The organism is Neobacillus fumarioli NBRC 102428, from assembly GCF_001591485.1.
GTDB classification, from domain to species: domain Bacteria; phylum Bacillota; class Bacilli; order Bacillales; family Cytobacillaceae; genus Neobacillus; species Neobacillus fumarioli.
Genome location: NZ_BCUZ01000006.1, coordinates 39,810 through 64,605, shown reverse-complemented (window position 1 = coordinate 64,605; position 24,796 = coordinate 39,810). Strand labels below are relative to the sequence as shown.

General features: G+C 42.1%; 19 protein-coding genes and 3 pseudogenes. 18 read left to right on the top strand and 4 right to left on the bottom strand.

Going from position 1 to position 24,796, the window contains the following annotated elements:
• Positions 1-24 precede the first annotated feature (24 nt).
• The 12 genes and pseudogenes from kamA (at position 25) to BFU02S_RS02470 (ending at position 10,839) form a co-directional block, all read left to right on the top strand.
• Positions 25-1,434 carry a lysine 2,3-aminomutase gene (gene kamA, locus BFU02S_RS02530; RefSeq protein WP_084360964.1) on the top strand — a complete coding sequence of 470 codons (1,410 nt, stop codon included), beginning with the start codon at positions 25-27 and terminating at the stop codon, positions 1,432-1,434.
• 2 nt (positions 1,435-1,436) lie between these two features.
• Positions 1,437-1,715, top strand: a complete 279-nt coding sequence (locus BFU02S_RS02525) for a YokU family protein (RefSeq protein WP_066366147.1) — start codon at positions 1,437-1,439, stop codon at positions 1,713-1,715.
• Between the two features lie 144 nt (positions 1,716-1,859).
• Positions 1,860-2,825, top strand: a pseudogene (locus BFU02S_RS16220) (hypothetical protein).
• Positions 2,826-3,130: 305 nt separating this feature from the next.
• Positions 3,131-4,627, top strand: coding sequence for an amino acid permease (locus BFU02S_RS02510; RefSeq protein ID WP_066366145.1), 1,497 nt, complete (start codon positions 3,131-3,133; stop codon positions 4,625-4,627).
• Positions 4,628-4,744: 117 nt separating this feature from the next.
• Positions 4,745-5,299 (top strand): DUF3231 family protein, encoded by a 555-nt coding sequence (locus BFU02S_RS02505; protein WP_169797568.1) that lies wholly within the window; start codon positions 4,745-4,747, stop codon positions 5,297-5,299.
• Between the two features lie 10 nt (positions 5,300-5,309).
• On the top strand, positions 5,310-5,858 hold the full coding sequence (locus BFU02S_RS02500; protein ID WP_066366127.1) for a DUF3231 family protein: 549 nt from the start codon (positions 5,310-5,312) through the stop codon (positions 5,856-5,858).
• 418 nt (positions 5,859-6,276) lie between these two features.
• Entirely contained in the window at positions 6,277-6,759 is a 483-nt protein-coding gene (locus BFU02S_RS02495) for an RrF2 family transcriptional regulator (protein ID WP_066366124.1), read from the top strand.
• On the top strand, positions 6,710-6,895 hold the full coding sequence (locus BFU02S_RS02490; protein ID WP_066366122.1) for a YezD family protein: 186 nt from the start codon (positions 6,710-6,712) through the stop codon (positions 6,893-6,895). Before BFU02S_RS02495 ends, BFU02S_RS02490 begins: the two co-directional genes overlap by 50 nt.
• Before the next feature lie 120 nt (positions 6,896-7,015).
• Positions 7,016-8,047, top strand: coding sequence for a sulfate ABC transporter substrate-binding protein (locus BFU02S_RS02485; protein ID WP_066366143.1), 1,032 nt, complete (start codon positions 7,016-7,018; stop codon positions 8,045-8,047).
• A gap of 15 nt (positions 8,048-8,062) precedes the next feature.
• Positions 8,063-8,899, top strand: coding sequence for a sulfate ABC transporter permease subunit CysT (gene cysT / locus BFU02S_RS02480; protein WP_066366117.1), 837 nt, complete (start codon positions 8,063-8,065; stop codon positions 8,897-8,899).
• A gap of 7 nt (positions 8,900-8,906) precedes the next feature.
• On the top strand, positions 8,907-9,752 hold the full coding sequence (gene cysW, locus BFU02S_RS02475) for a sulfate ABC transporter permease subunit CysW (RefSeq protein WP_066366115.1): 846 nt from the start codon (positions 8,907-8,909) through the stop codon (positions 9,750-9,752).
• A gap of 4 nt (positions 9,753-9,756) precedes the next feature.
• Positions 9,757-10,839: a sulfate/molybdate ABC transporter ATP-binding protein gene (locus tag BFU02S_RS02470; RefSeq protein WP_066366113.1), complete on the top strand. Its 1,083-nt coding sequence runs from the start codon at positions 9,757-9,759 to the stop codon at positions 10,837-10,839.
• Positions 10,840-11,046: 207 nt separating this feature from the next.
• Here the strand turns inward: BFU02S_RS02470 and BFU02S_RS02465 are convergent.
• Positions 11,047-11,709: pseudogene (locus BFU02S_RS02465) on the bottom strand (HAD family hydrolase).
• 182 nt (positions 11,710-11,891) lie between these two features.
• Here BFU02S_RS02465 and BFU02S_RS02460 point away from each other — a divergent pair.
• Complete coding sequence (locus BFU02S_RS02460; protein WP_066366111.1) at positions 11,892-12,659, top strand: cytochrome c oxidase assembly protein; 768 nt, start codon at positions 11,892-11,894, stop codon at positions 12,657-12,659.
• Positions 12,660-12,859: 200 nt separating this feature from the next.
• On the opposite strand, the pseudogene BFU02S_RS02455 reads toward BFU02S_RS02460, so the two are convergent.
• Together BFU02S_RS02455 and BFU02S_RS02450 are read right to left on the bottom strand one after the other, a co-directional pair.
• Positions 12,860-13,253 (bottom strand): annotated as a pseudogene (locus BFU02S_RS02455) (SRPBCC family protein).
• Between the two features lie 299 nt (positions 13,254-13,552).
• The gene (locus tag BFU02S_RS02450) at positions 13,553-14,251 is read right to left on the bottom strand and encodes a YqjF family protein (protein WP_066366110.1); all 699 of its coding nucleotides are present in this window, start codon (positions 14,249-14,251) and stop codon (positions 13,553-13,555) included.
• A gap of 102 nt (positions 14,252-14,353) precedes the next feature.
• Here BFU02S_RS02450 and BFU02S_RS02445 point away from each other — a divergent pair, with 102 nt between their 5' ends.
• From BFU02S_RS02445 to BFU02S_RS02435, 3 genes are all read left to right on the top strand, one after another.
• The gene (locus BFU02S_RS02445; RefSeq protein ID WP_066366108.1) at positions 14,354-14,725 is read left to right on the top strand and encodes an ArsR/SmtB family transcription factor; all 372 of its coding nucleotides are present in this window, start codon (positions 14,354-14,356) and stop codon (positions 14,723-14,725) included.
• Positions 14,718-16,778, top strand: a complete 2,061-nt coding sequence (locus BFU02S_RS02440; protein WP_235841968.1) for a heavy metal translocating P-type ATPase — start codon at positions 14,718-14,720, stop codon at positions 16,776-16,778. Before BFU02S_RS02445 ends, BFU02S_RS02440 begins: the two co-directional genes overlap by 8 nt.
• A 110-nt stretch (positions 16,779-16,888) precedes the next feature.
• Positions 16,889-17,812 (top strand): cation diffusion facilitator family transporter, encoded by a 924-nt coding sequence (locus tag BFU02S_RS02435; protein WP_066366103.1) that lies wholly within the window; start codon positions 16,889-16,891, stop codon positions 17,810-17,812.
• A gap of 41 nt (positions 17,813-17,853) precedes the next feature.
• Here the strand turns inward: BFU02S_RS02435 and BFU02S_RS02430 are convergent, their stop codons facing one another.
• Entirely contained in the window at positions 17,854-19,092 is a 1,239-nt protein-coding gene (locus BFU02S_RS02430) for a C40 family peptidase (protein ID WP_066366101.1), read from the bottom strand.
• Between the two features lie 783 nt (positions 19,093-19,875).
• Between BFU02S_RS02430 and uvrB the strand changes: the two genes are divergently transcribed.
• Together uvrB and uvrA are read left to right on the top strand one after the other, a co-directional pair.
• Positions 19,876-21,855, top strand: a complete 1,980-nt coding sequence (uvrB, locus tag BFU02S_RS02425) for an excinuclease ABC subunit UvrB (RefSeq protein WP_066366099.1) — start codon at positions 19,876-19,878, stop codon at positions 21,853-21,855.
• 7 nt (positions 21,856-21,862) lie between these two features.
• Complete coding sequence (gene uvrA, locus BFU02S_RS02420) at positions 21,863-24,739, top strand: excinuclease ABC subunit UvrA (protein ID WP_066366098.1); 2,877 nt, start codon at positions 21,863-21,865, stop codon at positions 24,737-24,739.
• Positions 24,740-24,796: the final 57 nt, after the last annotated feature.

Sequence of the window (24,796 nt, the reverse complement as noted above, 5' to 3'; positions counted from 1 at the left end):
GTAAAAAATCAGGAGGGGATTTTAATGAAAAACACATTGTTCAAACCGAAAAGACATTGGAAAGAAATCGAGCTTTGGAAGGATGTAACCGACGAGCAGTGGAATGATTGGCTGTGGCAGCTGACCAATACCATTAAAACGCTGGAAGATTTGAAGAAAGTCATCAACCTGACACCAGAAGAAGAAGAGGGGGTTAAAATCTCAACCAAAACGATCCCTTTAAACATTACCCCATACTATGCATCATTAATGGACAAAGATGATCCACGATGCCCGATTCGCATGCAGTCTGTGCCGATTTCACAGGAAATGCACAAAACAAGATATGATATGGAGGATCCGCTTCACGAAGATGAGGATTCACCGGTGCCGGGCTTAACTCACCGCTACCCTGACCGCGTGTTATTCCTTGTTACAAACCAGTGCTCCATGTACTGCCGTTACTGTACAAGAAGACGCTTCTCCGGCCAGATTGGAATGGGTGTTCCGAAGAAACAATTGGATACAGCCATTCAATATATTGCTAATACTCCGCAAATCCGAGATGTGCTTATTTCTGGCGGTGATGGATTATTAATTAACGATAATATTTTAGAATATATTTTAAAAAATCTGCGTGAGATTCCGCACGTGGAAATTATCCGGATCGGCACAAGGGCACCGGTGGTGTTCCCGCAGCGGATTACTGAAAACCTCTGCAATATTTTGAAAAAATATCATCCGGTTTGGCTGAACACCCATTTCAACACATCGATGGAAATTACCGAAGAATCAAAACGTGCCTGTGAAATGCTTGCAAATGCAGGAGTGCCAGTCGGAAACCAATCTGTTATTCTCGCAGGTATTAACGATAGTGTTCCGATTATGAAGCAACTGATGCATGATCTTGTCAAAATCCGTGTCCGTCCTTATTACATTTATCAATGTGACTTATCTGAAGGAATCGGCCATTTCCGAGCACCAATCAGCAAAGGGCTGGAAATTATGGAAGGGCTCCGCGGGCATACTTCCGGTTATGCAGTGCCGACATTTATCGTTGATGCACCGGGAGGAGGCGGAAAAATTCCGTTACAGCCAAACTATATTATTTCTCAAAGCTCCAATAAAGTTGTCCTACGCAACTTTGAAGGCGTCATTACCTCTTATCCGGAGCCGGAAAATTATCAGCCGGGAACTGCAGAAGAGTACTATAAAAAGATTTATCCTGAAGTATTTGAAAAGTTTGAAAGCAACGGAGTCCTATCCGTGATCGATGATACGAAATTCAACTTGATTCCGGAAGGTTTGAAACGTCTGGACCGCCGCAAAACCTATAGTGAAAACCCTGAACATAGTTCATTGAAGGATAAGCGCGAGAAGCGTGACGAATTGAAAGAGAAGAAATTCCAAGCCCAAATCAGTAAATACGAAAAAGTGGGAGCAGCGAAGGAATAATGGTGAAGTGTCAATGGTGTGGATCTAATACGGCTCAAGAGACAAACAATACAGTATACTGGGAGCTTCCAGACGGGACGAAAGCAATCGAAATACGGGAAACTCCTTCCATTCATTGCCCTGAATGTGGCATGACCTATCAAAGCGATGAACTGGTAAAGGAAATCGAGGATCAGTTGTTTTTAATTGATACCTCCAAGCTTGAAAAAAGTATGACATTTGAAACATTAATGGCAGTGCCTCGTCTTTTAAAGCGAAACTACTTTGATTTTTCAAAATAACCAGCTAGGGGAGTTTATCTTTTATTTGAAAGATAAACTCCCCTAAACCTCCAAATGAACTTCAACGAATGATGCATGCATTCTAGACATGACACCAAAGGAGTTTCACAGACCCGAAAATCTAAAAGGTGGTGTCAAAATAATATGCATAAATATCAAGAAAGTAACCAACCCGAAATTCTGCAAATAATGCCGAAAAAGAAGGGAATCAATGTATTTGTTTTGTTATTTTTGGTTCTTATAGTTGCTGCGATTTTGACTTATATTATTCCAGCAGGAGAATATACTAGGGTAATGGAAAATGGCCGTAGTTTAGTTAAACCGGGTACATTTGAATTGGAGTCTTCCTCTCCAGTCGATTTATTTGGGTTCTTAACCGCTATTCCCAAAGGAATGGAGGAAGCTGCGGAAATTATATTTTATGTATTTAAATCATCATGTTAAGATAGTTTCAAATCATAACATTAAATTAGAGAATACACATAAAATGGTTTTATTTTGCTTCTTTTTAAATTTTGTTGTTCTAGCTTTTGGTGTAATTAAGTACGGCTGGTTCATCAAAGAAATTGCTGGTTTATTTATCTTTTTAACCATCATCATTGGGTTGATTAGCAAACTTTCAGTAAATCAAACGGTAGATGCATTTCTAAATGGTGCAGCAGGTATCATTCAGGGGGCGCTCATCATCGGATTAGCAAGAGCGATTGTAGTAGTGTTAAATGAAGGGCACATCATCGACACGATCCTTTATTATACATCGTCAGCTATTCATTACTTTCCTAGCAGTCTAAGCTCTGTGGGTATGTTCATTTTACAAGCAATCATTCACTTTATTGTTCCCTCAGGAAGTGGGCAGGCTATGTTAACCATGCCTATTATGACACCTTTAGCTGACATTACTCATCAAACAGCTGTATTATCGTTTTCACTTACTACGGAATTGGAAATATTATTTTTCCTACTTCTGGCTATTTTATGGCAGGTTTAGCTTTGGCTGGCATCCCCTGGAGCCGTTGGGCTAAGTGGATTCTACCTTTAATAGTAATGCAGTATTCTATTGCTATTATTGCGGTATATATAGCAAATTTGATCAAATACGGACCATTTTAATGAATGAAGATTAATAAGGTGAAAAGCACTTTTACCAATGAATGTCACATAGTTTTATAAAGGCCAATGGTTTTACTATTGCTTCATGGCACATATGCATATAGCGAAAGTAAGTTTCCCTTGAACAACGCATGGCATTCCTGGTAACAAAGGAATTTTACGTAAAGCAAATGTGTCAATAATTATCTGAATATTTAATTTCTTCGGTAAATTGTATGAGTTTTCTTGTGGAGTTACCTTATGGCAGTTTTAAGTTGAATTTGGGTTTGCATTTTAAATATAAAGGTGGGACATGAATGGAAGTTATGAAAGTAAAAGAGAATCCTACGAGTCAAGTGAAACGAAATTTAAAGGCGAGGCACATGACTATGATTGCGATTGGGGGATCGATTGGAACGGGGTTGTTTTTGGCAACAGGGTTATCAATTCGGACTGCCGGACCGGGTGGTGCACTGATTGCTTATGGGGCAATTGGCATCATGGTGTATTTTTTAATGACCAGCCTTGGAGAAATGGCCACCTATATGCCTGTGTCAGGGTCCTTTGCTACTTACGCCACCCGTTTTGTTGATCCATCATTAGGGTTTGCCCTCGGTTGGAATTATTGGTTTAACTGGGCGGTAACATTGGCAGTTGAAATTGCTGCCTCGGCCATTATTATGAAATTTTGGCTGCCGAATGTACCGAGCATTGTGTGGAGCATCCTGTTTCTAGGGCTCATCTTTTTATTAAACGCATTGTCCGTTAAAAGTTACGGCGAGTCGGAGTTTTGGTTTGCCTTAGTGAAAGTTATTACCATTATTGTCTTCATTGCAGCTGGACTGTTGACCATTTTCGGCATCCTCGGCGGCAAATATATTGGGTTTAAAAATTTCACTATCGGCAATGCCCCAATCAATGGCGGCTTTCTTTCCGTATTAAGCATTTTCTTTGTCGCCGGCTTTTCCTTCCAAGGAACTGAGCTTGTGGGAATAGCGGCAGGGGAAAGTGAAAATCCGGATAAAAGCGTACCTAAAGCGATTCGGCAAGTGTTTTGGCGGATTCTGTTGTTTTATATCGGGGCCATTGCAGTCATTGGCTTGATTATCCCGTATACGAGCAACCAATTATTAGGCGGGGATGTTGACAAGGTTGCCGTCAGCCCATTTACTCTTGTATTTGAGAAAGCCGGATTTGCCTTTACGGCTTCTGTGATGAATGCAGTTATTTTAACCTCTGTTTTATCATGCGGAACATCAGGATTATATGCCTCAACCCGGATGCTTTGGTCGATGGCAAAGGAAGGGCAAGCACCTAAATTTTTGCAAAACGTCAATCGCCGCGGCATTCCGATGAATGCCCTTGTAGTGACGACGATTATCGGAGCATTGGCCTTTTTATCCTCCATCTTTGGAGATCAGGTGTACACATGGTTATTGAATGCTTCAGGCTTAACCGGGTTTATTGCATGGGCAGGCATCGCCTTAAGCCACTATCGTTTCCGTAAGGCCTATGTCGCCCAGGGCCTGGATTTGAAGGAACTGAAATATAAGGCGAAATGGTATCCATTCGGCCCGCTCCTTGCCTTAATCATGTGCCTTTTTATTATCCTTGGTCAAAATTATCAAGCATTTACGAGCGGCAAAATTGATTGGTATGGGATTGCCGTTTCCTATATTGGATTGCCGATCTTTCTTATCACATGGTTTGGCTATAAATATGTCAAGAAAACAAAGATCATTCCCCTTGGGCAATGTGCTTTTGATGATATTCAGGAAACAGGCCAAGCAATCGAGGAAAAAGCGGCCATTTCCGGGAAATGATCCTGTTTTCTTTGGAATTTTAGAAACGTCCTGATGTTTAGGACGTTTTTTTGTATCTGTGATGTAATGATTAAAAATATTTTGGGGAAATTAAAAAAAGAGAGGAAGGTGAACTGTGTGCCTGATCTGTTGCAAGCCTTAAAAAGTGTAGCTCTGTCATTTATGAAAGATGAAAATAAAACGCCTCTACACATTGGAGAGGCTATGACATGCTGGGTATTTTTAGCGTTAATCGCGGAGACACAAGTACAGACTGAAGTAGGCATTAACAGTACAACAGACCCTGAGTTGAGAAAAGCGCTTCAGGAAGCAGTTAATATGTTTCAAACGGAGAAAGAGCGGATTTCATGTTTTATGCGTTCAGAAGGAATTCCATTGCCACCACTTAGTGAATCGAAACCTATTTCTGATCTGAATAGTGTTCCGTTGGGTGTGAAGCTAACAGATAACGAACTCGCAAACAGCTTAAAGAAAAAATTAACAATGGCAATGGGAAATTGTGCGGAAGCTGCGGCACATTCTATCCGCAGCGATGTTAGTTTAATATGGGCCGAGTTTTTGCAAGAACATATAACCTTTTTATTAACATTTAAATCTTTGATGCGAAAACGAGGATGGCTCAAGGTGCCACCGTTGTATAATCCCCCGGGTTTGCCGCAAACCGAAAAGTGAGGTAAGAAGTATGCCAGATACTATACAAGCTATTAAAAATGTTATGCAATCATTTATTGATGATGAGCCTAAATCTCCTTTACATGTTGGAGAAGTCTTTTCCTGCTGGTCCTGGCTTTCCGAATTAGCGGATGAACAAGTTCATACTGAAGCAGGGGTTAATAGTACAACGGATCGCGAATTAAGAAAAGCTTTTCATGAAGCCATTGAAATGTTCAAATCCCAGAAAGAACGTATGATTGTCTTTTTGAGATCTGAAGGAGTCCCCTTACCACCCTTATGTGAATCCAAACCGCAGTCAAATCCGAGCGAAGTTCCAATGGGGGTGAAGTTGACGGATGATGAACTTGCAAACAGCCTTAATATTAAAATCGTTATTTTAATTTCCTTTTGTGCAAATGCAATTATTCAATCCATACGCAATGATGTTACATTGATATGGCTTGAATATTTACAGGAATATATGACATTTGGAGCAACCTTAAAAGAAATCGTGAAAAGACGAGGATGGCTTAAAGTGCCTCCACTATACTATGCTCCGGGAGCACCAATAAAATGATAATGCTTTACGAATGAAAAAGGAGCTGTTCATTGGAAACTGTAAATAGACTAATTTACAGCAAAAATCGGACTAGTATTTGTCTTTCATACCGAATGAAGGACATTTTTTTCGCCTACCCGGATAAGCCCTATTATTTGTTAACCCCAAATATTTTATATAGTCTATGTGGTTAAATTGGCTGTACAAAAAATCCTCCAAAAAATAGTTGCTTTTCTGAAAAATCCATATTATGATTTTTATAAAGTAAACACATCAAATTAATAGGAATTAATGAAATAGTTACATCCTATTGCCTTATTCAATCCCAGTTGCATATAGGTATTAGTCCAAAGTCTCATTTAACAGACCCAAATGAGAGTTATACCGCGGGTACGAATGTTGACTAAAATACTCAACATTAAAAGGGAGGTTGGTCATGAAGGTATCGAGTAAAGGTGAATATGCATTACGAGCATTGCTCTTACTCGGAAGTCATGAAGGAACTATCATGGGAATTCAGGAGATTGCCGATCAGACATTAGTTAGTATTCACTACCTGGAACAAATCTTGCTACAACTAAAGAAATTGGGCTATGTGACAAGCAAAAGAGGAGCAAGAGGCGGGTATTTGCTGTTTAAGAAGCCTGCAGAGATTTGTATTGGTGAAGTGATTCGCGATTTGGAGGGCCCATTGTCACCAATGGCCTGTGCTTCGATTACAAAATACGAGCCTTGCCCGCTGGAAGCTGGCTGTCAATTAAAACCGTTATGGTCTTTGGTTCGCGATACTATTGCCTTTGTTCTCGAACGAACTACTTTAGAAGATTTATTGCAAAACCGCATAACCAAAATAGAGGGGGAAGATTTCGTTGCTGTCAAAAGGTCGTCTGGATCAGCAGATACTGGAGAAAATCGCTAGTTTGTTAGAAGGCTTGGAGTTTGGAACTATACAAATAACCGTTCATGATTCACAGATTACCCAAATTGACCGATTAGAAAAATACCGTTTCCCTATGCAAAGGAAAAATGAACGTTCGGAGCGCCCTAAAAAGTAAATATCTATCTGCCGATCGGACACCCGAAGGCCCTATAGTTATTTTCGTGCATGGACATGTACGTTTATGAACTATCGGGCTTTTTTTGTTGCAAAAAAGCCCAGAAAAAAGGAGAGAAAAATGATGCGAAAAATATGGATGATGATGGTATCTTTTACTTTGCTGTTAGGGGCAGCCGGGTGCTCGGCTCAAACGGCAGGAAGCAAGAATTCAACCAAACACACGGTCGAGTTATTAAATGTTTCGTATGATCCGACAAGAGAGCTTTATGAACAGTTTAATAAAAGTTTTGCCTCTTATTGGGAAGAAAAGACCGGTCAGAAAGTGACCATTAAGCAATCTCATGGAGGTTCAGGTGCTCAATCCCGCGCCGTCATTGATGGGCTTGAAGCTGATGTGGTCACATTGGCCCTGGCTTACGATATTGATGCCATTGCCAAGACAGGAAAAATATCTTCCGATTGGCAGAAGCGGCTAGCCAACAATAGTTCTCCCTATACATCGACGATTGTATTCCTTGTCCGCAAAGGCAACCCAAAAGGGATTAAAGATTGGGATGACCTTGTGAAGAAAGGTGTTTCGGTGATCACCCCAAATCCGAAAACATCTGGAGGAGCCAGATGGAATTTCCTGGCCGCATGGGGCTATGCATTAAAGAAAAACAATGGAGACGAACAGAAGGCAAAGGAATTCGTGACAAAGCTCTATCATAATGTTCCGGTTCTGGACTCCGGTGCGCGCGGGGCGACCACAACGTTTACAGAAAAAGGAATAGGCGATGTGTTAATAGCATGGGAAAATGAAGCCTACCTGGCAAAGAAACAACTTGGCAATCAGTTTGATATTGTATATCCATCTGTCAGCATTCTGGCGGAACCTCCTGTAACCTTTGTGGATCAGATAGCCAAAAAACATGGGACTGAAAAAGTAGCGAAAGCGTACCTTGATTATTTGTACTCACCGGAGGGGCAGGAAATTGCCGCCCAAAATTATTACCGGCCGCGTGACAAACAAATTATTGAAAAGTACCACAGCCAATTCCCGGACATTCATTTATTCACCATTGATGAACTGTTTGGCGGCTGGACAAAAGCACAAAAAACGTATTTCGCTGACGGGGGAATCTTCGATCAAATTTATAAACCGAAGTAAAGAGGAGATTTTTATATGTTAAAGAAATTGATCCGTCATCGGGCACTGCCGGGGTTCGGCCTTTCCATGGGATATACTGTCGTCTATTTAAGTCTTATTATTTTGATTCCATTAGCTGTTTTATTTTTAAAAGCTTCTACGCTCAGTTTTACTGAATTTTGGCGAACTGTAACAGATGAAAGAGTAGTAGCTTCCTATAAATTAACATTGTGGACTTCCTTTTTTGCGGCATTCATAAACCTTGTTTTTGGAACACTTATTGCCTGGGTGCTGGTACTCTATGATTTTTGGGGGAAACGCCTGGCAGATGCAATAGTAGACCTGCCATTTGCCCTTCCGACCGCGATCGCCGGAATTGCCCTAACGACCATTTATGCGCCAAACGGCTGGATTGGGAAGTATTTTGCCGCTATGGGAATAAAGATTGCCTATACGCCTTTAGGAATCATGATTGCTTTAACATTTATTGGACTCCCCTTTGTGGTCCGATCCGTCCAGCCTGTGTTACAGGATTTGGATACTCGTTATGAGGAAGCGGCCGCAACCCTTGGAGCCAATTCCATGCAGATTTTTTTCAAGATTATTTTCCCCGCAATTTTTCCTGCTATGATGACGGGATTTGCTCTTGCCTTTGCAAGGGCATTAGGGGAATACGGGTCAGTCGTGTTCATATCGGGAAATATGCCAATGAAAACAGAAATTATTCCTTTATTGATTATTACGAAACTTGAGCAATTTAACTATGGAGGGGCGGCAGCCATTGCCGTCGTCATGTTGCTGTTCTCGTTCATTCTGTTATTCCTAATTAATGTTTGGCAATGGAAAACGGCTAAAAAACAGCAAATGATCTAAAGGAGGAATGAATGTGAATGAACTAGTCCTTGAGGTAAAATTTGTTTCGATGAAAAAATGGCTGTTAATTGGAGTTGCTCTCGGCTTCTTGGGATTATTTATTGTCATTCCATTGCTCGCTGTATTTTCAGAAGCATTGAAAAAAGGAATCCAGTTATACTTTGCCGCCTTCAATGATGCGGATGCCCTCTCCGCGATCAAGTTAACTTTGGTAACTGCAGCGATTAGCGTCCCGATTAACACGGTCTTCGGTATTGTAGCAGCATGGGCGATTGCAAAGTTTGATTTCAGAGGGAAAAATATCTTAATTACTTTAATTGATATTCCGTTTGCTGTTTCACCTGTGATTGCCGGGTTAGTCTTCGTTCTATTGTTTGGGTCTCAAGGATTATTTGGCTCGTTTCTTGCCGCCCTTGATCTTAAAATTGTCTTTGCTGTTCCGGGAATTGTGCTGGCCACGATTTTCGTTACCTTTCCGTTTGTTGTTCGTGAACTTATTCCCATGATGCAGGAGCAAGGGACAGAGGAGGAGCAGGCTGCGATGACACTGGGGGCGAATGGCTGGCAAATGTTTTTCCGTGTGACATTGCCGAATATCAAGTGGGGATTATTATACGGTGTGATCCTCTGCATCGCTCGGGCCATGGGAGAATTCGGAGCTGTTTCCGTCGTTTCCGGACACATTCGCGGCCTAACGAACACGATTCCGCTTCATGTGGAAATCTTGTATAACGAATACAACTTTCAGGCAGCCTTTGCAATGGCATCACTTCTAACCATGCTGGCATTGGTCACCCTGGGTTTAAAAAGTTTGGTTGAGTGGAAAACGAAAAAATACGTTAATGGGGGATAAAGAAATGGGCATTTCGCTAAAAGAGGTCACAAAAGAGTTTGGTACTTTCCGGGCAGTGGACAACATCACGCTGGATATACCGACAGGGGATTTTACCGCCCTTTTAGGACCATCCGGCTCAGGGAAAACCACTCTTCTAAGATTAATTGCCGGACTGGAGAAAATTGATGCAGGAACCATCTTGTTGAATGGCAGTGATTTTTCCGCTAAAACGGTGAGAGAACGGAAGGTTGGCTTTGTTTTTCAACATTATGCTTTGTTTAAGCATATGAACATTTTTGATAATATTGCCTTTGGTCTTAAAGTACGGCCGCGAAAGCAGCGTCCATCTAAAAAAGAAATAACAGAAAAGGTAATGGAATTATTAAAGCTTGTTCAACTCGAGCACACTGCCAGCCGTTATCCTTCACAGTTATCTGGAGGACAGCGGCAAAGAATTGCGTTGGCGAGAGCTTTAGCAATCGAACCCGAGGTCTTGCTTCTTGATGAACCGTTCGGTGCGCTGGATGCCAAAGTTCGTCAGGAACTGCGGCACTGGCTCCGGGAAATTCATCAAAAGCTAAATATCACCACTCTCTTTGTTACTCATGATCAAGAGGAAGCGTTGGAAATGGCAGATACGATAGTGGTGATGAATCATGGAAGGGTGGAGCAAATCGGCCCGCCTGAAGAAGTCTATCAAAATCCGGCAAATGCCTTTGTTTACAGCTTTTTAGGCAGGGTCAATGAATTGCGGGGAGCTGCGCTTAGGGGGTATTTGGGAAACACCATTCCAAATGGGGATGAAGTAGGCTACATTCGGCCGCATGAAATTGGCTTAAACAGAACGTTGAAGGGAAGCTCCGTCCCTGCGGAGGTTTCTCATGTCACGAAGGTCGGTTCGACTGTTCGAATTGATCTCAAAAGATTGGATCTAGGGCATATCTTCGAAGCGGAAATGAGTACAGAAAAATACCGGGAACTCGGCCCGGTTCAAAAAGGTGACATTCTTTATGCCGATCTTAATCATATTGTTATTTTTAACGGCAAAAACAACACCACCCAGCCAGTTTTGGAAAACAAAACATTAAGGGCCGCTTACCTGTAGCGGCCTTTTTAATAATATAAGAATTTATAAAAAAATTGTCCAGCGCAAGCAGCCTAGCCCCTCGGGGTCAAAAAACAGTGGCACAAAAAGTCGAAATGCAGACTTAAGCAAGAACAATTTTTTATCGGCGAATGTTCCGAAGTGATCGGCGATTTGGCATCATTTTTTGGAGAATCCTTAAATAAAAGCTCCTTATTTATCGTTCTATCAAACTACATTTTGATGTAGATCCCCTAAAATATGCGACAAGCTTTTTTCTGCCATCGATGAAAGAAGTAAATGATAATGTTCAAATGGAAGGTGCTCCGTGACAGGATTTGGAACGATCACGCACCTGATTCCTGCAGCAATTGCGGCCATTGAACCGTTTAAGGAATCCTCAAATGCGATTGACTCTTCAGGTGTTACGGAAAGTGCTTCAAGTGCTTTGATATAAAGACTTGGGTCCGGTTTTACTTTTTTCACATTTTCCTTTGTTTTTATCACATGAAAATAATCATAGATTTCGAACTTTTTAAGGTAAGATTCTACCCAGTCCCGGCTGGAGCTTGAAGCAAGCCCGATTTTCAAACCTTGTTTTTCAGCTTCTTCAAGATAAGATCTCACACCGTCCCTTAGTTTGAGATTTCCAGCTTTTTGGTGGTATAAGGCTAACTGCTTTTCCTCCAATTTGGCTTCCTTTATCGATACACCCGTCTCATCTTAAAAATACTTCCATAACGACTCGTCCGATGTCCCAATCACCTTTGAGAATTTTTCAATCGTTAAGCCCACGTTATATTCCTGGAATGTTTCTTTATATACTTCGAACCATACTGACTCTGTATCCACAATTAATCCATCAAAATCAAAAATAATTGCTTTCGTCATTCGATTCCCCTCCCGAATCTCCCTCTGCAAAACATCAGTTTTACCGAAATTATAATGAATATAGTCGTGGAGTACAACAAAACGGTGGTGTTGTCATAATTCTGCAATGCCGTCATAAACTCTAGAAGTTACACTGGATCGTTTTCTTTAGTCAGTCACCGGAGAAAAAGGGGGAGGATCCAATGTTATTTGAAATTTGGCTCCTAGGGCGGCCGATGTGGAATATCCCGTTGTTAACAGCTGTTTTGTGCCTTGCTTTCTTTTACGTGATCCTCATCAAATATGTATTAAGATTAACACTCTATCACAAACAACTCCTGATTTTTTTCTGCAGTCTTCTTCTTTTTTATCTCACCATTGGCAGTCCTTTTGTCTCTATTAGCCATTTATCCTTTAGTTTGCACATGATCCATATGAGCTTTTTATTTTTCATTATCCCGCCATTATTTTTATTGGGAATCCCTGATTTGTTATGGCAGAGAATACGGTTGTTACAGGGGATGTCTTTTGCTGCTTTATATATGTTTGCTTTTCTTTTCCTTTTGTACCATATACCAGTTATATTGAGTTTCCTAGCTCAAAATCCCCTTATGCAAAATGGGTATCTCATCCTTTTATTTCTGCTTGCTTTCGGAATGTGGATGCCAATTGTTGTGCCTAGGCACCCTTTGGAAAAGAATCGCTATGCTTATATAAGCGGGGCAGTCCTGATCCCAGCATGTTTATTATTCATTTTTCGTGCAATTCTTGGAGAAACGAGCAATCCGCTTCTCGGTCAAATCACCGCCAATTTTTGTATGGATCCGTCCATGATGAATTCATTAAACCCCTTGCCGTTCAATTCAAGATGGGATCAAGTGTTGGCTGGAATTTTAATGCTTATCATTCACAAAAGCGGCTTATTTCTCACTGTCCGTCTTGGAAGTAAGGTGCAGAATCGGGGGTATTGAAATTATTTATCTTGAAGCTATACCGAAATACTAATTTTGAAGATGACGAAGTGAGTAAGCAATACAACATTTGAATAGTACTAAAATATAATCCCAACGGATACATATATTCGGACCATGGAGTTCACAGAGCATTTGAATAAGAAAACGGCAGCAAGTTCGCTGCCGTCTGATTACATGAGCATTACTGATTTGCATTTTTAAACGGTTGTTTGTTCTACATATTTTTTGAAATTATTTAGAATTGCCTGCCATCCTTGTTGTTGTGCCTCAATTGGATTCTCAGTTTCAGCGTCAAATGTTTCTATTACTTTGGTTTCGTTTTCTTGACCTTTAAAAATAATCGATCACCTCATGTAACTTTACTTCATCATAAATTCCACCAAAGTCAAAACCAAAACTGCCATCTTTGGCTTCCATTCTGGAAAGGAATTTCCCACCTACTCTAACATCATTCTCCGCAAATGGTGTGTGCCAGTCATCTGAAGCTGAGTTCCATTTTGTTATATGTTTTGGATCTGTCCAACATTTCCATACTGTTTCCACCGGTGCTTGAACTGTTGTTTCTACTGTTATTTTTTTAGATGTTTCCAATTTATATTTCCTCCTCTTTTAATCGAATAGTTTTAAGCCGTTTGTCCACAATAGATGTCTGACTGTATTGTATATCATTACCAAAAATTAAGCTACTTCTTTCCTTGTTCCTCGTAATAGTTAAACGAAATGGAGAACTTCTGGATCGAAAGAAAGTGTGTATAGGTGTATTTAAAAATGTAATTAAAAAATAAGCGAACTAATTTGGGAATGTGGCAGTGGACGAGAATTACGTGAAAAAGGATTTGAGAATGATGTAAGTCATTGCAACCGTTTTATCAAACAGATCTAATAGAATCCTAAAAGGCCCGCCCCATTGGCACTTTTCTAAAAGGAAAAATATATGCCGTTTTTCTGGCACAAAAGTGCATTTGCTCCGGCTCACTTATCACCTTAAAAGGTAAGATGGAATTTTCCATGATTCGTACCGATGCCCCGCTTACCTCCCAGTGTTCATGGCGAATATCCCCTTGTAACACCAATTTTCCCAATTTTACAAACAAACTATAGCGCTCCAGCAGCCAGTAATCGAGGCTGCCTGCTTCAACGGGAACAGGTTTCGAAATGGGTGCATACTCTGTTGAGAATGCGCCCTGTTTAAACATCCTACTGCTTGTAAAAGAGACCAGACTGCCATTCTGATGAAGATCTATTTTTGCCAAATGAAAAGGTAACCCAGCGGTTTTTCCTCCTATTACAGCAAGTGGGTGATCGACATCAAGAGAAAAGAAATACACCCCCGGTTTCCCTTTATATTTTACATACGTTCGAACGTTTAACTCGCGATACGCACGTAAAAGCGGGAGTTCCGGCAGCAAACGGATGCGCTGATGGCTCACCTGAAATGGCAGAACCGTCAGCCACGCACTTCCCTGATAGGTATCCAGTTCCAATTCCTTTGGTAGGAGAAGATCCATATATTGGGGAGTGATTTTCCAATGTAAAAATAACAGCTGTTCCCATGTTTGTGTCATGACCCAAGTTCCAGGATAGTCCATTTTAAAAAACTTCCCCTTCAAAAAGCATAATTTGTTTGACATTCAAATGTTCGTTTGAATATTATATATTCAAACGAACATTTGAATGAAGAAGGTGACAGAATGAAAGAGCAGGATATTTGCGAGGTTTCTTGTATGGAAAGTGAGAAAGCGATTACGCTTCAGCTGCAGCTTGGAACAAGCAGCCATCTGCTTGCCGTTGCCAAACTGTTTAAAGCACTATCAGATGAAACCCGCCTGAAAATTGCTTATGCCCTAACGCTTGAAGAAGAGCTCTGTGTACATGATGTCGCCTATATAGTGGGTGCAACAACGGCCACGGCTTCACATCATTTAAGACATCTAAAAAGCCTTGGTCTTGCCAAATACCGAAAAGAAGGCAAGCTTGTTTATTATTCCCTTGATGATGAGCATGTTAAACAATTAATTCATATTGCCTTCGCCCATCAGGAGGAGGTGGCGGGTCGTGAGTGAAACGCTGGAAAAACACGTTTACCGGGTTCAAGGTTTTTCCTGAATGAGCTGTGCCGCAAAGTTCGAAAAGAACGTCCAACACCTGGATGGTGTGGTTAATGCAAAAGTAAATTTTGGCGCTGCAAAACTAACAGTCTATGGAAATGCCAGTTTGGAAGAACTTCACGAAGCTGGTGCATTTGAGAAATTAACGATTATTCCGGAGAAGGAAAATATTGCAGCTTTACCGAAGCAATCGTTTTGGAAGCGGAATTGTCTCCTTGGTCTGTCTGTCTTGCTGCTATTGGCAGGTTATTTATTTAACCAAACCCTTTTCTATGCCGGATCAATTTTACTGGGAGGCTTTGGGCTGTTTCAAACCGGCGTGAAAAATATACTCCGGCTTGAATTTGATATGAAAACGCTGATGACGATTGCCATTATTGGAGCAGCTATTATTGGCCAGTGGCAAGAAGGGGCAGTTGTGGTGATCCTGTTTGCCGTCAGCGAAGTGCTTGAGGGGTATACCATGGACAAAGCACGCGCCTCGATTCGTTCACTGATGGAGCAGAAACCAAAGGAAGCGCTTGTCATTCGAAACGGGAAGGAGCGCCTCTTAAAAGCAGAGGATATTGAAATCGGCGATCTCCTGCTCGTAAAGCCCGGACAATTGATTGCTATGGATGGTGTGATTGTGGAAGGAACATCCTCAGTAAATCAGGCAGCCATTACCGGCGAGTCTGTTCCGGTTGACAAAGGCAGAGGAGATAAAGTGTTCGCCGGAACACTAAATGAAGAAGGATTTTTAAAAATTCAAGTGACCAGGCAGAGTGAAGATTCAACCATTGCCAAAATCATTCACTTAGTAGAGGAAGCTCAGGGGCAAAAAGCCCCTTCTCAACGGTTTATAGACCGTTTTGCCAAATACTATACGCCGGCAATTATGGTAATTGCCCTGCTTGTAGCACTATTTCCTCCGTTATGCTTCTCAGCAGATTGGTACGAGTGGATGTACGAAGGACTTGCCGTTTTAGTTGTAGCATGCCCGTGTGCCCTGGTTATTTCCACCCCGGTAGCTATTGTGACAGCGATTGGGACAGCTGCCCGCCGCGGCGTGTTGATCAAAGGAGGGAATATAATAGAGGAGGCGGCTTCATTAAAAGCAATTGCTTTTGATAAAACAGGGACACTGACTAAGGGGACCCCGGTTGTCACGGATTTTATCAATGTAAGTGATGACCAACTGCTTCTGCAAAAAGTAGCGGCACTGGAGAAGATGTCTGAGCACCCGCTTGCAGCAGCCATTGTCCGGAAAGCCGGCAATTCTGATGATCATGTTGAAAACTTTACATCCATTGCCGGCAAGGGGATTCAAGGTACAGTTGATGGAACAGTGTATAGGGTCGGGAATGCGAAGCTATTTGATGTGATCTCAGACGAAATCAAAAGTCAAATCGATTACCTGAAAAATGAAGGGAAAACGGTGATGCTGGTTGGCACGTCTTCTAAAATCGTGGCACTGATTGCTGCGGCAGATGAAATCAAAGAAAATAGTTCATCTGTTATCAGTCAGCTTCAGCAGGTAGGGATTGAGCACACGATTTTACTGACCGGCGATCATTATGCAGCCGCTAAGGCAATCGGTCGTAAGACAGGTGTATCCGAAATAAAAGCAGAGCTGCTCCCTAAAGATAAATTGGCATGCATCCACCAATTAACTTCAGCCTATGGGAAAGTTGCCATGGTCGGAGACGGGGTCAATGATGCCCCAGCACTTGCCGCAGCAGCCGTTGGCATCGCAATGGGCAGTGCAGGAACAGATGCCGCGCTTGAAACAGCAGATATTGCCCTCATGAATGATGACTTGAACAAATTGCCGTTTATCATCCGTTTAAGCCGCAAAACTGTCCGGATTATTAAACAAAATATTTCATTATCACTTGTAGTAAAGTTATTGGCTCTTTTACTTGTGATTCCCGGCTGGCTTACCTTATGGGTCGCGATCTTTGCTGATATGGGAGTGACTCTCCTTGTCACGCTTAACGGGCTCCGGCTTTTAAGGATAAAGGAATAGCGGGTATGTATTAGAGCATCAGATTAGGAAAAAACTAGCCGTAATTGGAACTTATTTGTTTTATATACAGAGAAAAAAGAGCCAATTATGGCTTTTAGGGGGAATATAATATGGGTCACCATCATGGGCATTCACATAGCCACTCGCATGGTCATTCACATACAAATAATAAAAAAGCATTATTTAGCTCGTTTCTTTTGATTTCAGTTCTTATGGTTGTTGAAGTAATTGGCGGTATTGTGACAAATAGCCTTACGCTTCTGTCTGACGCTGGTCATATGTTGAGTGATGCTGGGTCACTTGGATTAAGCTTTTTTGCCATCAAACTGGGGGAAAAGAAAGGGACCCAAATAAACACTTACGGATTCAAACGATTTGAAATTATTGCAGCAGCATTAAATGGACTTTTGTTAATCTTTGTTTCTCTCATGATTCTATATGAAGCATTGCACCGTTTCTTTGCTCCGCCGAAGGTGCAAAGTACAGGAATGCTGTTGATTTCCTGCATAGGGTTCCTAGTGAATATCATGGCGGCCTGGATATTGATGAAAGGTGATAAAGAAGAAAATCTCAATGTCAGAAGTGCATTTCTCCATGTAATCGGTGATTTGCTTGGGTCAATTGGCGCGATTGTGGCGGCACTTTTGATTCTGTTTTTTCGCTGGGGCATCGCCGATCCGATTGCCAGTGTCATTGTTTCCATTTTAATTATCATCAGTGGGATCAGGGTAACAAAGGATTCTTTCCATATTTTAATGGAAGGTGCTCCTGCACAGATCGATTCCGATAAAATAAAAAAAGCATTAGGAAAGATTCCGATGGTGAAGGAAGTTCACGATTTGCATATATGGACGATTACTTCTGGTTATCCGGTGTTAAGTTGTCATCTTACCATTACAAATGACGGCATTCACGATGATATTTTATTCCGGGCGCAAAAGGTGCTTCATGATGAGTTTGACATTGAACACAGCACCATTCAGGTGGAAAAAGAAGCAAATGGATGTCCGAGTCCGCATGGCACCTGCAATTAAAAAGGTCACAGAAGCGTTTCTGTGACCTTTCACTTTATGGTTTAGTTAACTGATCTTGCACCCAGGTATCGGGAGCTCCAATACGTTGCTGTTAAATCAGAGATGGTTACACCATTTGCTGCAGCGCTGATGAACTTGTTGTTGCCAATATAGATCCCTACATGTGACGGACCTAATTTATATGTTTGGAAGAAGACAAGATCACCTGTTCTTGGCGAACTTACCGGTGATGTTGCATTCCATTGTTCTGAAGTGGTCCGCGGTAAGGAAATTCCGAAATGATTAAAGACATATTTGGTAAATCCGCTGCAGTCAAATCCTGCTGGCGTGTTTCCTCCCCAGCTGTATGGTGTGCCCATGAATTTTTCAGCATATGCAATGATAGCTTGTCCATCTGCTGTTGAACTTGCAGGAGCTTGTTGGCTTACATTAGAATTAGACGACACTGCCGGTTTTGAAACAGAAGATGCTGTTTGATTTTGAACCGGTTTTGAAACAGAAGGTGCTGCTTGATTCTGAGCTGGTTTTGAAACAGTAGCCGCTGCTTGATTAGAAGCTGCCGGTTTTTGTGTTTCTTTTACATCAGGCTTCACAGCCGGTTTTACACTTGCTGTGTTCTGGTTTTGCGCAGTTGTTTGATTGGAATTTGAGTTGTCTTGTGCTGCTGGTTTTTCAACTGAATCAGACTTCACATGTGTTTGAGCAGTATTTGTTGTTGAAGCAGCTGAAACTTTAGGTGTGCCGTCAACTTTTAGAGTTTGCCCAGGATAAATGGTGTCGGTTGTCAGCTGATTCAAAGATTTAAGCTGAGCTATTGATAAATTAAAACGTTTCCCGATCTTATAAAGGGAATCACCGCGTTGTACAACATAAGGTGAACATACTGGAGTAACGGAAGCCGGCTTATGTGAAACCGGTGTAACTGATTTAACATTTGGTATTCTTAGTTGCTGCCCAATCTGAAGTAAATCAGATGATAATCCATTTAGGCTTTTAAGTTCACTTACTGTTGTACCATAAGATCTTGCAATTGCCCAAAGCGTATCACCTGGTTTTACCGTATAAGCCAGCGATAGTTTTTGATTTACATAGATTTGATCATCAGAAAGGTGATTCCAATCTTTTAAGTTATTTATTGAAACATTTTTTAAATGAGAGATTTTCCAAAGGCTGTCCCCTGGCTGAACGGTATATGTAGTTTCTTGTGCACTAGCAGAGGCACCAAAAGCAGTCATAAGAAGCCCTGCCGTTGCAGCTGCTGTCACGATATTTTTCTTCAATTAAAGCACTTCCTTATTTCAATTTTGTACATGGATTATAATAATAAAATTTCATATGAAGTGCATCCACGTAAAATGGATATTTAGTAAATAAATGCAAAATATGGTCATGTAAACAATTTCTATTACAAAAAGCAGAAATTGCGCCAAATAGTATGGATGCAGGCTTTATCTACATATTTAAACAATTTTTGCACCAGCCAACGTAACAAAAATGTAATATATTTTTAATGTTTGAGAATACTTTTCATGAATAGGATGCATAGTTTCAAAGACCTAAAATTCTTTAAAAACTAGCAAAAAAGCCTTATATAACTTGTGTTTCACAAGACTATGTTTATTTTGCGAAACATCCTTATTGGCTGGATATTTCTAAGTACTTTTTTGTCATTTTAGTGGATAATTATGTAATTTTTATTTCTCATCACATTTCTTGTTTTCCTGAAAATTAGACATTTATGTTATAATTCGATTTTTTATACAAATCACCTCCGAAGAACGACTAAATGCTAAACGTGACTTAATGCTTCCTATATTCATTAGTGGATAACCTAGTTTTATTTGCGAATATCCCGATTTTATTAGAGCAATCATCCATTTTTATTGGGAACCCGCCCCATAACTAAAAATAACGAATATTAGTTCGCATATTATTGGTTTGTTTTCAGTGGAATGTGGTAGAATGATAATATAAATTTGCAGGAACAACTTTTCAGCGCCATCCCGGTCCATATTAGGTTTTCATGCTGAAAAGCAATTTGTTTAACGGGAGGTCAGCTTTTTGTGAAGAATCAATTTGAATTAGTTTCGAAGTATTCACCGCAGGGTGACCAGCCTGAGGCCATCAGACAATTGGTTGAAGGGGTTAAAAGTAACAAACGCCATCAAACACTTCTTGGAGCAACGGGAACAGGGAAGACATTTACCATTTCCAATGTCATTAAAGAGGTCAACAAACCAACACTTGTGATTGCTCATAATAAAACGCTGGCGGGCCAGTTATACAGCGAGTTTAAAGAATTTTTCCCGAACAATGCGGTCGAATATTTCGTCAGTTACTACGATTACTATCAGCCGGAAGCATATGTTCCGCAGACAGATACATTTATTGAAAAAGACGCCAGCATTAATGATGAAATCGATAAACTTCGGCACTCGGCAACATCTGCGTTATTTGAACGTAATGACGTGATTATTATTGCCAGTGTGTCCTGTATCTACGGTCTCGGTTCGCCGGAAGAATACCGCGAGTTGGTTGTTTCTTTAAGAACCGGCATGGAAATTGAAAGAAATCAATTGCTTCACCGCCTTGTCGATATCCAATATGAACGGAACGATATTGATTTTAAGCGTGGGACGTTCCGGGTCCGCGGCGATGTCGTCGAAATCTTTCCGGCTTCCCGCGATGAGCACTGCATCCGAGTTGAATTTTTCGGGGATGAAATTGACCGTATACGCGAAGTCGATGCCCTTACCGGTGAAATCGTCGGCGAACGCGAACATGCGGCGATTTTTCCGGCATCCCACTTCGTCACCAGAGAAGAAAAAATGCGCCTGGCCATCCAAAATATTGAAAAAGAACTGGAAGAACGGCTTGCCGTGTTAAAGGCGGAAAATAAATTGCTGGAAGCTCAGCGGCTGGAACAACGTACCCGTTATGACCTAGAAATGATGCACGAGATGGGTTTTTGCTCCGGCATTGAGAATTACTCGCGTCATCTGACACTAAGACCTGCGGGTTCTACGCCATATACACTGCTCGATTATTTTCCAAAAGACTTTCTGATTGTGATTGATGAGTCTCATGTGACCCTGCCGCAAATCAGGGGAATGTACAACGGTGATAAGGCGAGGAAGGAAGTACTTGTTGAGCATGGCTTCCGTCTGCCATCAGCCCTTGATAACCGTCCGCTAAAGTTTGATGAGTTTGAGAAACATATTCATAATATTATTTATGTATCCGCTACACCCGGACCATATGAAATCGAGCATACACCGAAAATGGTTGAGCAAATCATCAGGCCGACGGGATTGTTGGATCCGAAGATTGATGTCCGGCCGATTGAGGGGCAGATTGATGACTTGATTGGCGAAATTCAGGAGCGGGTAAAGAAAAACGAACGGGTGCTTGTCACCACGCTGACGAAAAAAATGTCGGAGGACTTAACGGACTATTTAAAAGAAATTGGAATTAAGGTTCAGTATCTCCATTCGGAGATCAAGACATTAGAACGGATTGAGATTATCCGTGAACTTCGACTTGGTAAATATGATGTACTCGTCGGGATTAACCTGCTTCGGGAAGGTCTCGATATCCCGGAAGTATCGCTGGTAGCGATTCTTGATGCCGACAAGGAAGGTTTCCTCCGTTCGGAACGTTCCTTGATTCAGACGATCGGCCGGGCGGCCAGGAATGCCAACGGGCAGGTCATTATGTATGCTGACCGCATCACGGATTCGATGGAGAAGGCCATCAGCGAAACAAAACGACGCCGCACGATTCAAGAGGAATATAACCGCAAACACGGGATTACCCCGGAAACGATACAGAAAGATATACGCGATGTCATTCGCGCCACCTATGCTGCTGAGGAGCAAGAGGAATATAAACCATCAACTTCCTTCAGCAAGATGTCGAAAAAGGAAAAAGACCGCTTAATCGCCGATATGGAAAAAGAAATGAAAGAAGCGGCCAAAGCGCTTGATTTCGAGCGTGCAGCCGAATTGCGTGATCTATTATTTGAATTGAAAGCGGAAGGATAAAAGTACAATGGCAATGGAAAAATTGATTGTGAAAGGTGCAAGAGCCAATAATTTAAAAAATATTGATGTCACGATTCCGAGAGATCAGCTTGTGGTCATCACAGGGCTTTCCGGTTCGGGAAAGTCTTCGCTTGCGTTTGATACGATTTATGCCGAGGGACAGCGCAGATACGTCGAATCTTTATCGGCTTATGCCCGGCAGTTTCTCGGGCAGATGGACAAACCGGATGTTGATACTATCGAGGGCCTGTCTCCGGCCATTTCCATCGATCAAAAAACAACGAGCCGGAACCCGCGTTCAACCGTTGGAACAGTAACCGAAATTTACGATTATTTACGTCTTTTATTTGCCAGAATCGGCCATCCAACATGCCCGAATCACGGGATCGAAATCTCTTCGCAAACCATTGAGCAGATGGTCGACCGGATTCTTGAATACCCGGAACGAACGAAAATGCAAATTTTGGCTCCAGTAGTGTCCGGACGTAAAGGTGCCCATGTGAAAGTGTTGGAGGATATTAAAAAGCAAGGCTTTGTCCGTGTTCGTGTGGATGGCGAAATGATGGACCTGAGTGAAGAGATCGAGCTGGAAAAAAACAAAAAGCATACCATTGAAGTCGTGATCGACCGGATTGTCGTCAAAGAGGGCGTGTCCGCCCGGGTTGCTGATTCACTTGAAACTGCGTTGGGACTTGGCGATGGAAAAGTCATTGTGGATGTCATCGGTGAGGAAGAACTGATGTTTAGTGAAAACCACGCCTGCCCGCTATGCGGTTTTTCCATTGGGGAATTAGAACCGCGGATGTTTTCTTTTAACAGTCCATTCGGTGCCTGCCCGGAGTGTGACGGCCTCGGTTCCAAATTGGAAGTGGATGTCGATCTGGTGATTCCAAATAAGGAATTATCCCTAAAGGAGCATGCCATTGCCCCATGGGAGCCGACAAGTTCGCAGTATTATCCGCAGTTACTTGCTTCGGTTTGCAATCATTACGGAATTGATATGGATCTTCCGATTAAAGATATTCCCGAACACCAGCTTGATAAGATTCTCTATGGTTCGGGCGGAGAGAAAATTTATTTCCGCTATGAAAATGATTTTGGCCAACTTCGCGAGGGGTATATTGAATTTGAAGGGGTAATCCGCAATATAGAGCGCCGGTTTAAGGAAACAAGTTCTGATTATATCCGCGAGCAAATGGAAAAATACATGTCGCAGAAGCCGTGCCCAAGTTGTAAAGGGTACCGGCTGAAAAAAGAAAGTCTTGCCGTGCTCATCAACGGTCGCCATATCAGCCAGGTAACGGAACTTTCCATTGAAGAGGCGATGAAGTTTTTTAACAGCTTGACATTATCTGAAAAAGAAATGCAGATTGCCAGATTGATTTTGCGGGAAATTAATGAACGGCTCGGGTTCCTGGTGAATGTCGGGCTCGATTATTTGACGCTTAGCCGGACAGCCGGAACGCTTTCCGGCGGGGAGGCGCAAAGGATTCGCCTTGCGACACAAATCGGCTCGCGCCTGACCGGGGTGCTCTATATTTTGGACGAGCCGTCCATCGGGCTGCACCAGCGGGATAATGACCGCTTAATCGGGACATTGCAGAGTATGCGCGATATCGGCAACACATTGATTGTTGTTGAGCATGATGAAGATACGATGCTGGCAGCTGATTACTTGATCGACATCGGGCCGGGAGCAGGGGTGCACGGTGGTGAAGTGATTTCCGCCGGAACGCCTAAAGAGGTCATGGCTGACCCGAATTCATTGACAGGACAGTATTTATCAGGCAAGAAATTTATTCCGCTCCCACTTGAGCGCCGTAAGCCAGACGGCCGCTATGTCGAAATCAAGGGTGCTGCAGAGAATAATTTAAAACATGTCAATGTGAAGTTCCCTCTCGGACTGTTTATCGCCGTAACAGGTGTTTCCGGTTCCGGGAAAAGTACGCTTGTGAATGAAATTCTTCATAAAGCATTGGCACAAAAGTTAAACAATGCGAAGACAAAGCCTGGCGAGTTTAAGAGTATCAAAGGGCTTGACCATTTAGATAAAGTGATTGACATTGATCAGTCACCGATCGGCCGTACGCCGCGCTCCAATCCGGCTACCTATACAGGTGTATTCGATGACATCCGCGACTTGTTTGCGGCGACAAATGAAGCGAAGGTCCGCGGCTATAAAAAAGGCCGCTTCAGCTTTAATGTAAAAGGCGGGCGCTGTGAAGCCTGTCGAGGTGACGGGATTATCAAAATTGAAATGCACTTTTTGCCTGATGTTTATGTTCCTTGTGAAGTGTGCCACGGGAAACGCTACAACCGGGAAACGCTTGAAGTGAAATATAAGGGGAAAAATATTTCTGAAGTTCTCGATATGACCGTTGAAGATGCCTTAAAATTTTTCGAAAACATTCCGAAAATCAGCCGCAAGCTTCAGACGATTTATGATGTTGGTTTAGGCTATATTAAGCTTGGGCAGCCGGCAACCACACTGTCGGGCGGGGAAGCCCAGCGAGTAAAGCTTGCATCAGAACTGCATCGCCGTTCTACCGGCAGGTCTTTCTACATTTTGGATGAGCCAACAACTGGTCTTCATGTCGACGACATCTCCAGGTTGCTTGTTGTATTACAGCGCTTGGTTGAAAATGGTGATACCGTCCTGGTAATTGAACACAATCTCGATGTGATCAAGGCTGCAGACTACATCATCGACCTTGGGCCTGAGGGCGGCGACAGGGGCGGTACGATTATCGCAAGCGGAACACCTGAAAAGATAGCAGAAGTATCGGAATCATATACCGGTAAATACTTAAAACCGATTCTCGAACGCGACCGGTTAAGAATGAAACAACAAATCAAAGAACAAGAAATGAGTATGAAAAGCTAGAGCAGTGCTTTAGCTCTTTTTTTACACGATCTTAGATAGTGAGCCTCAGGAGGTCCC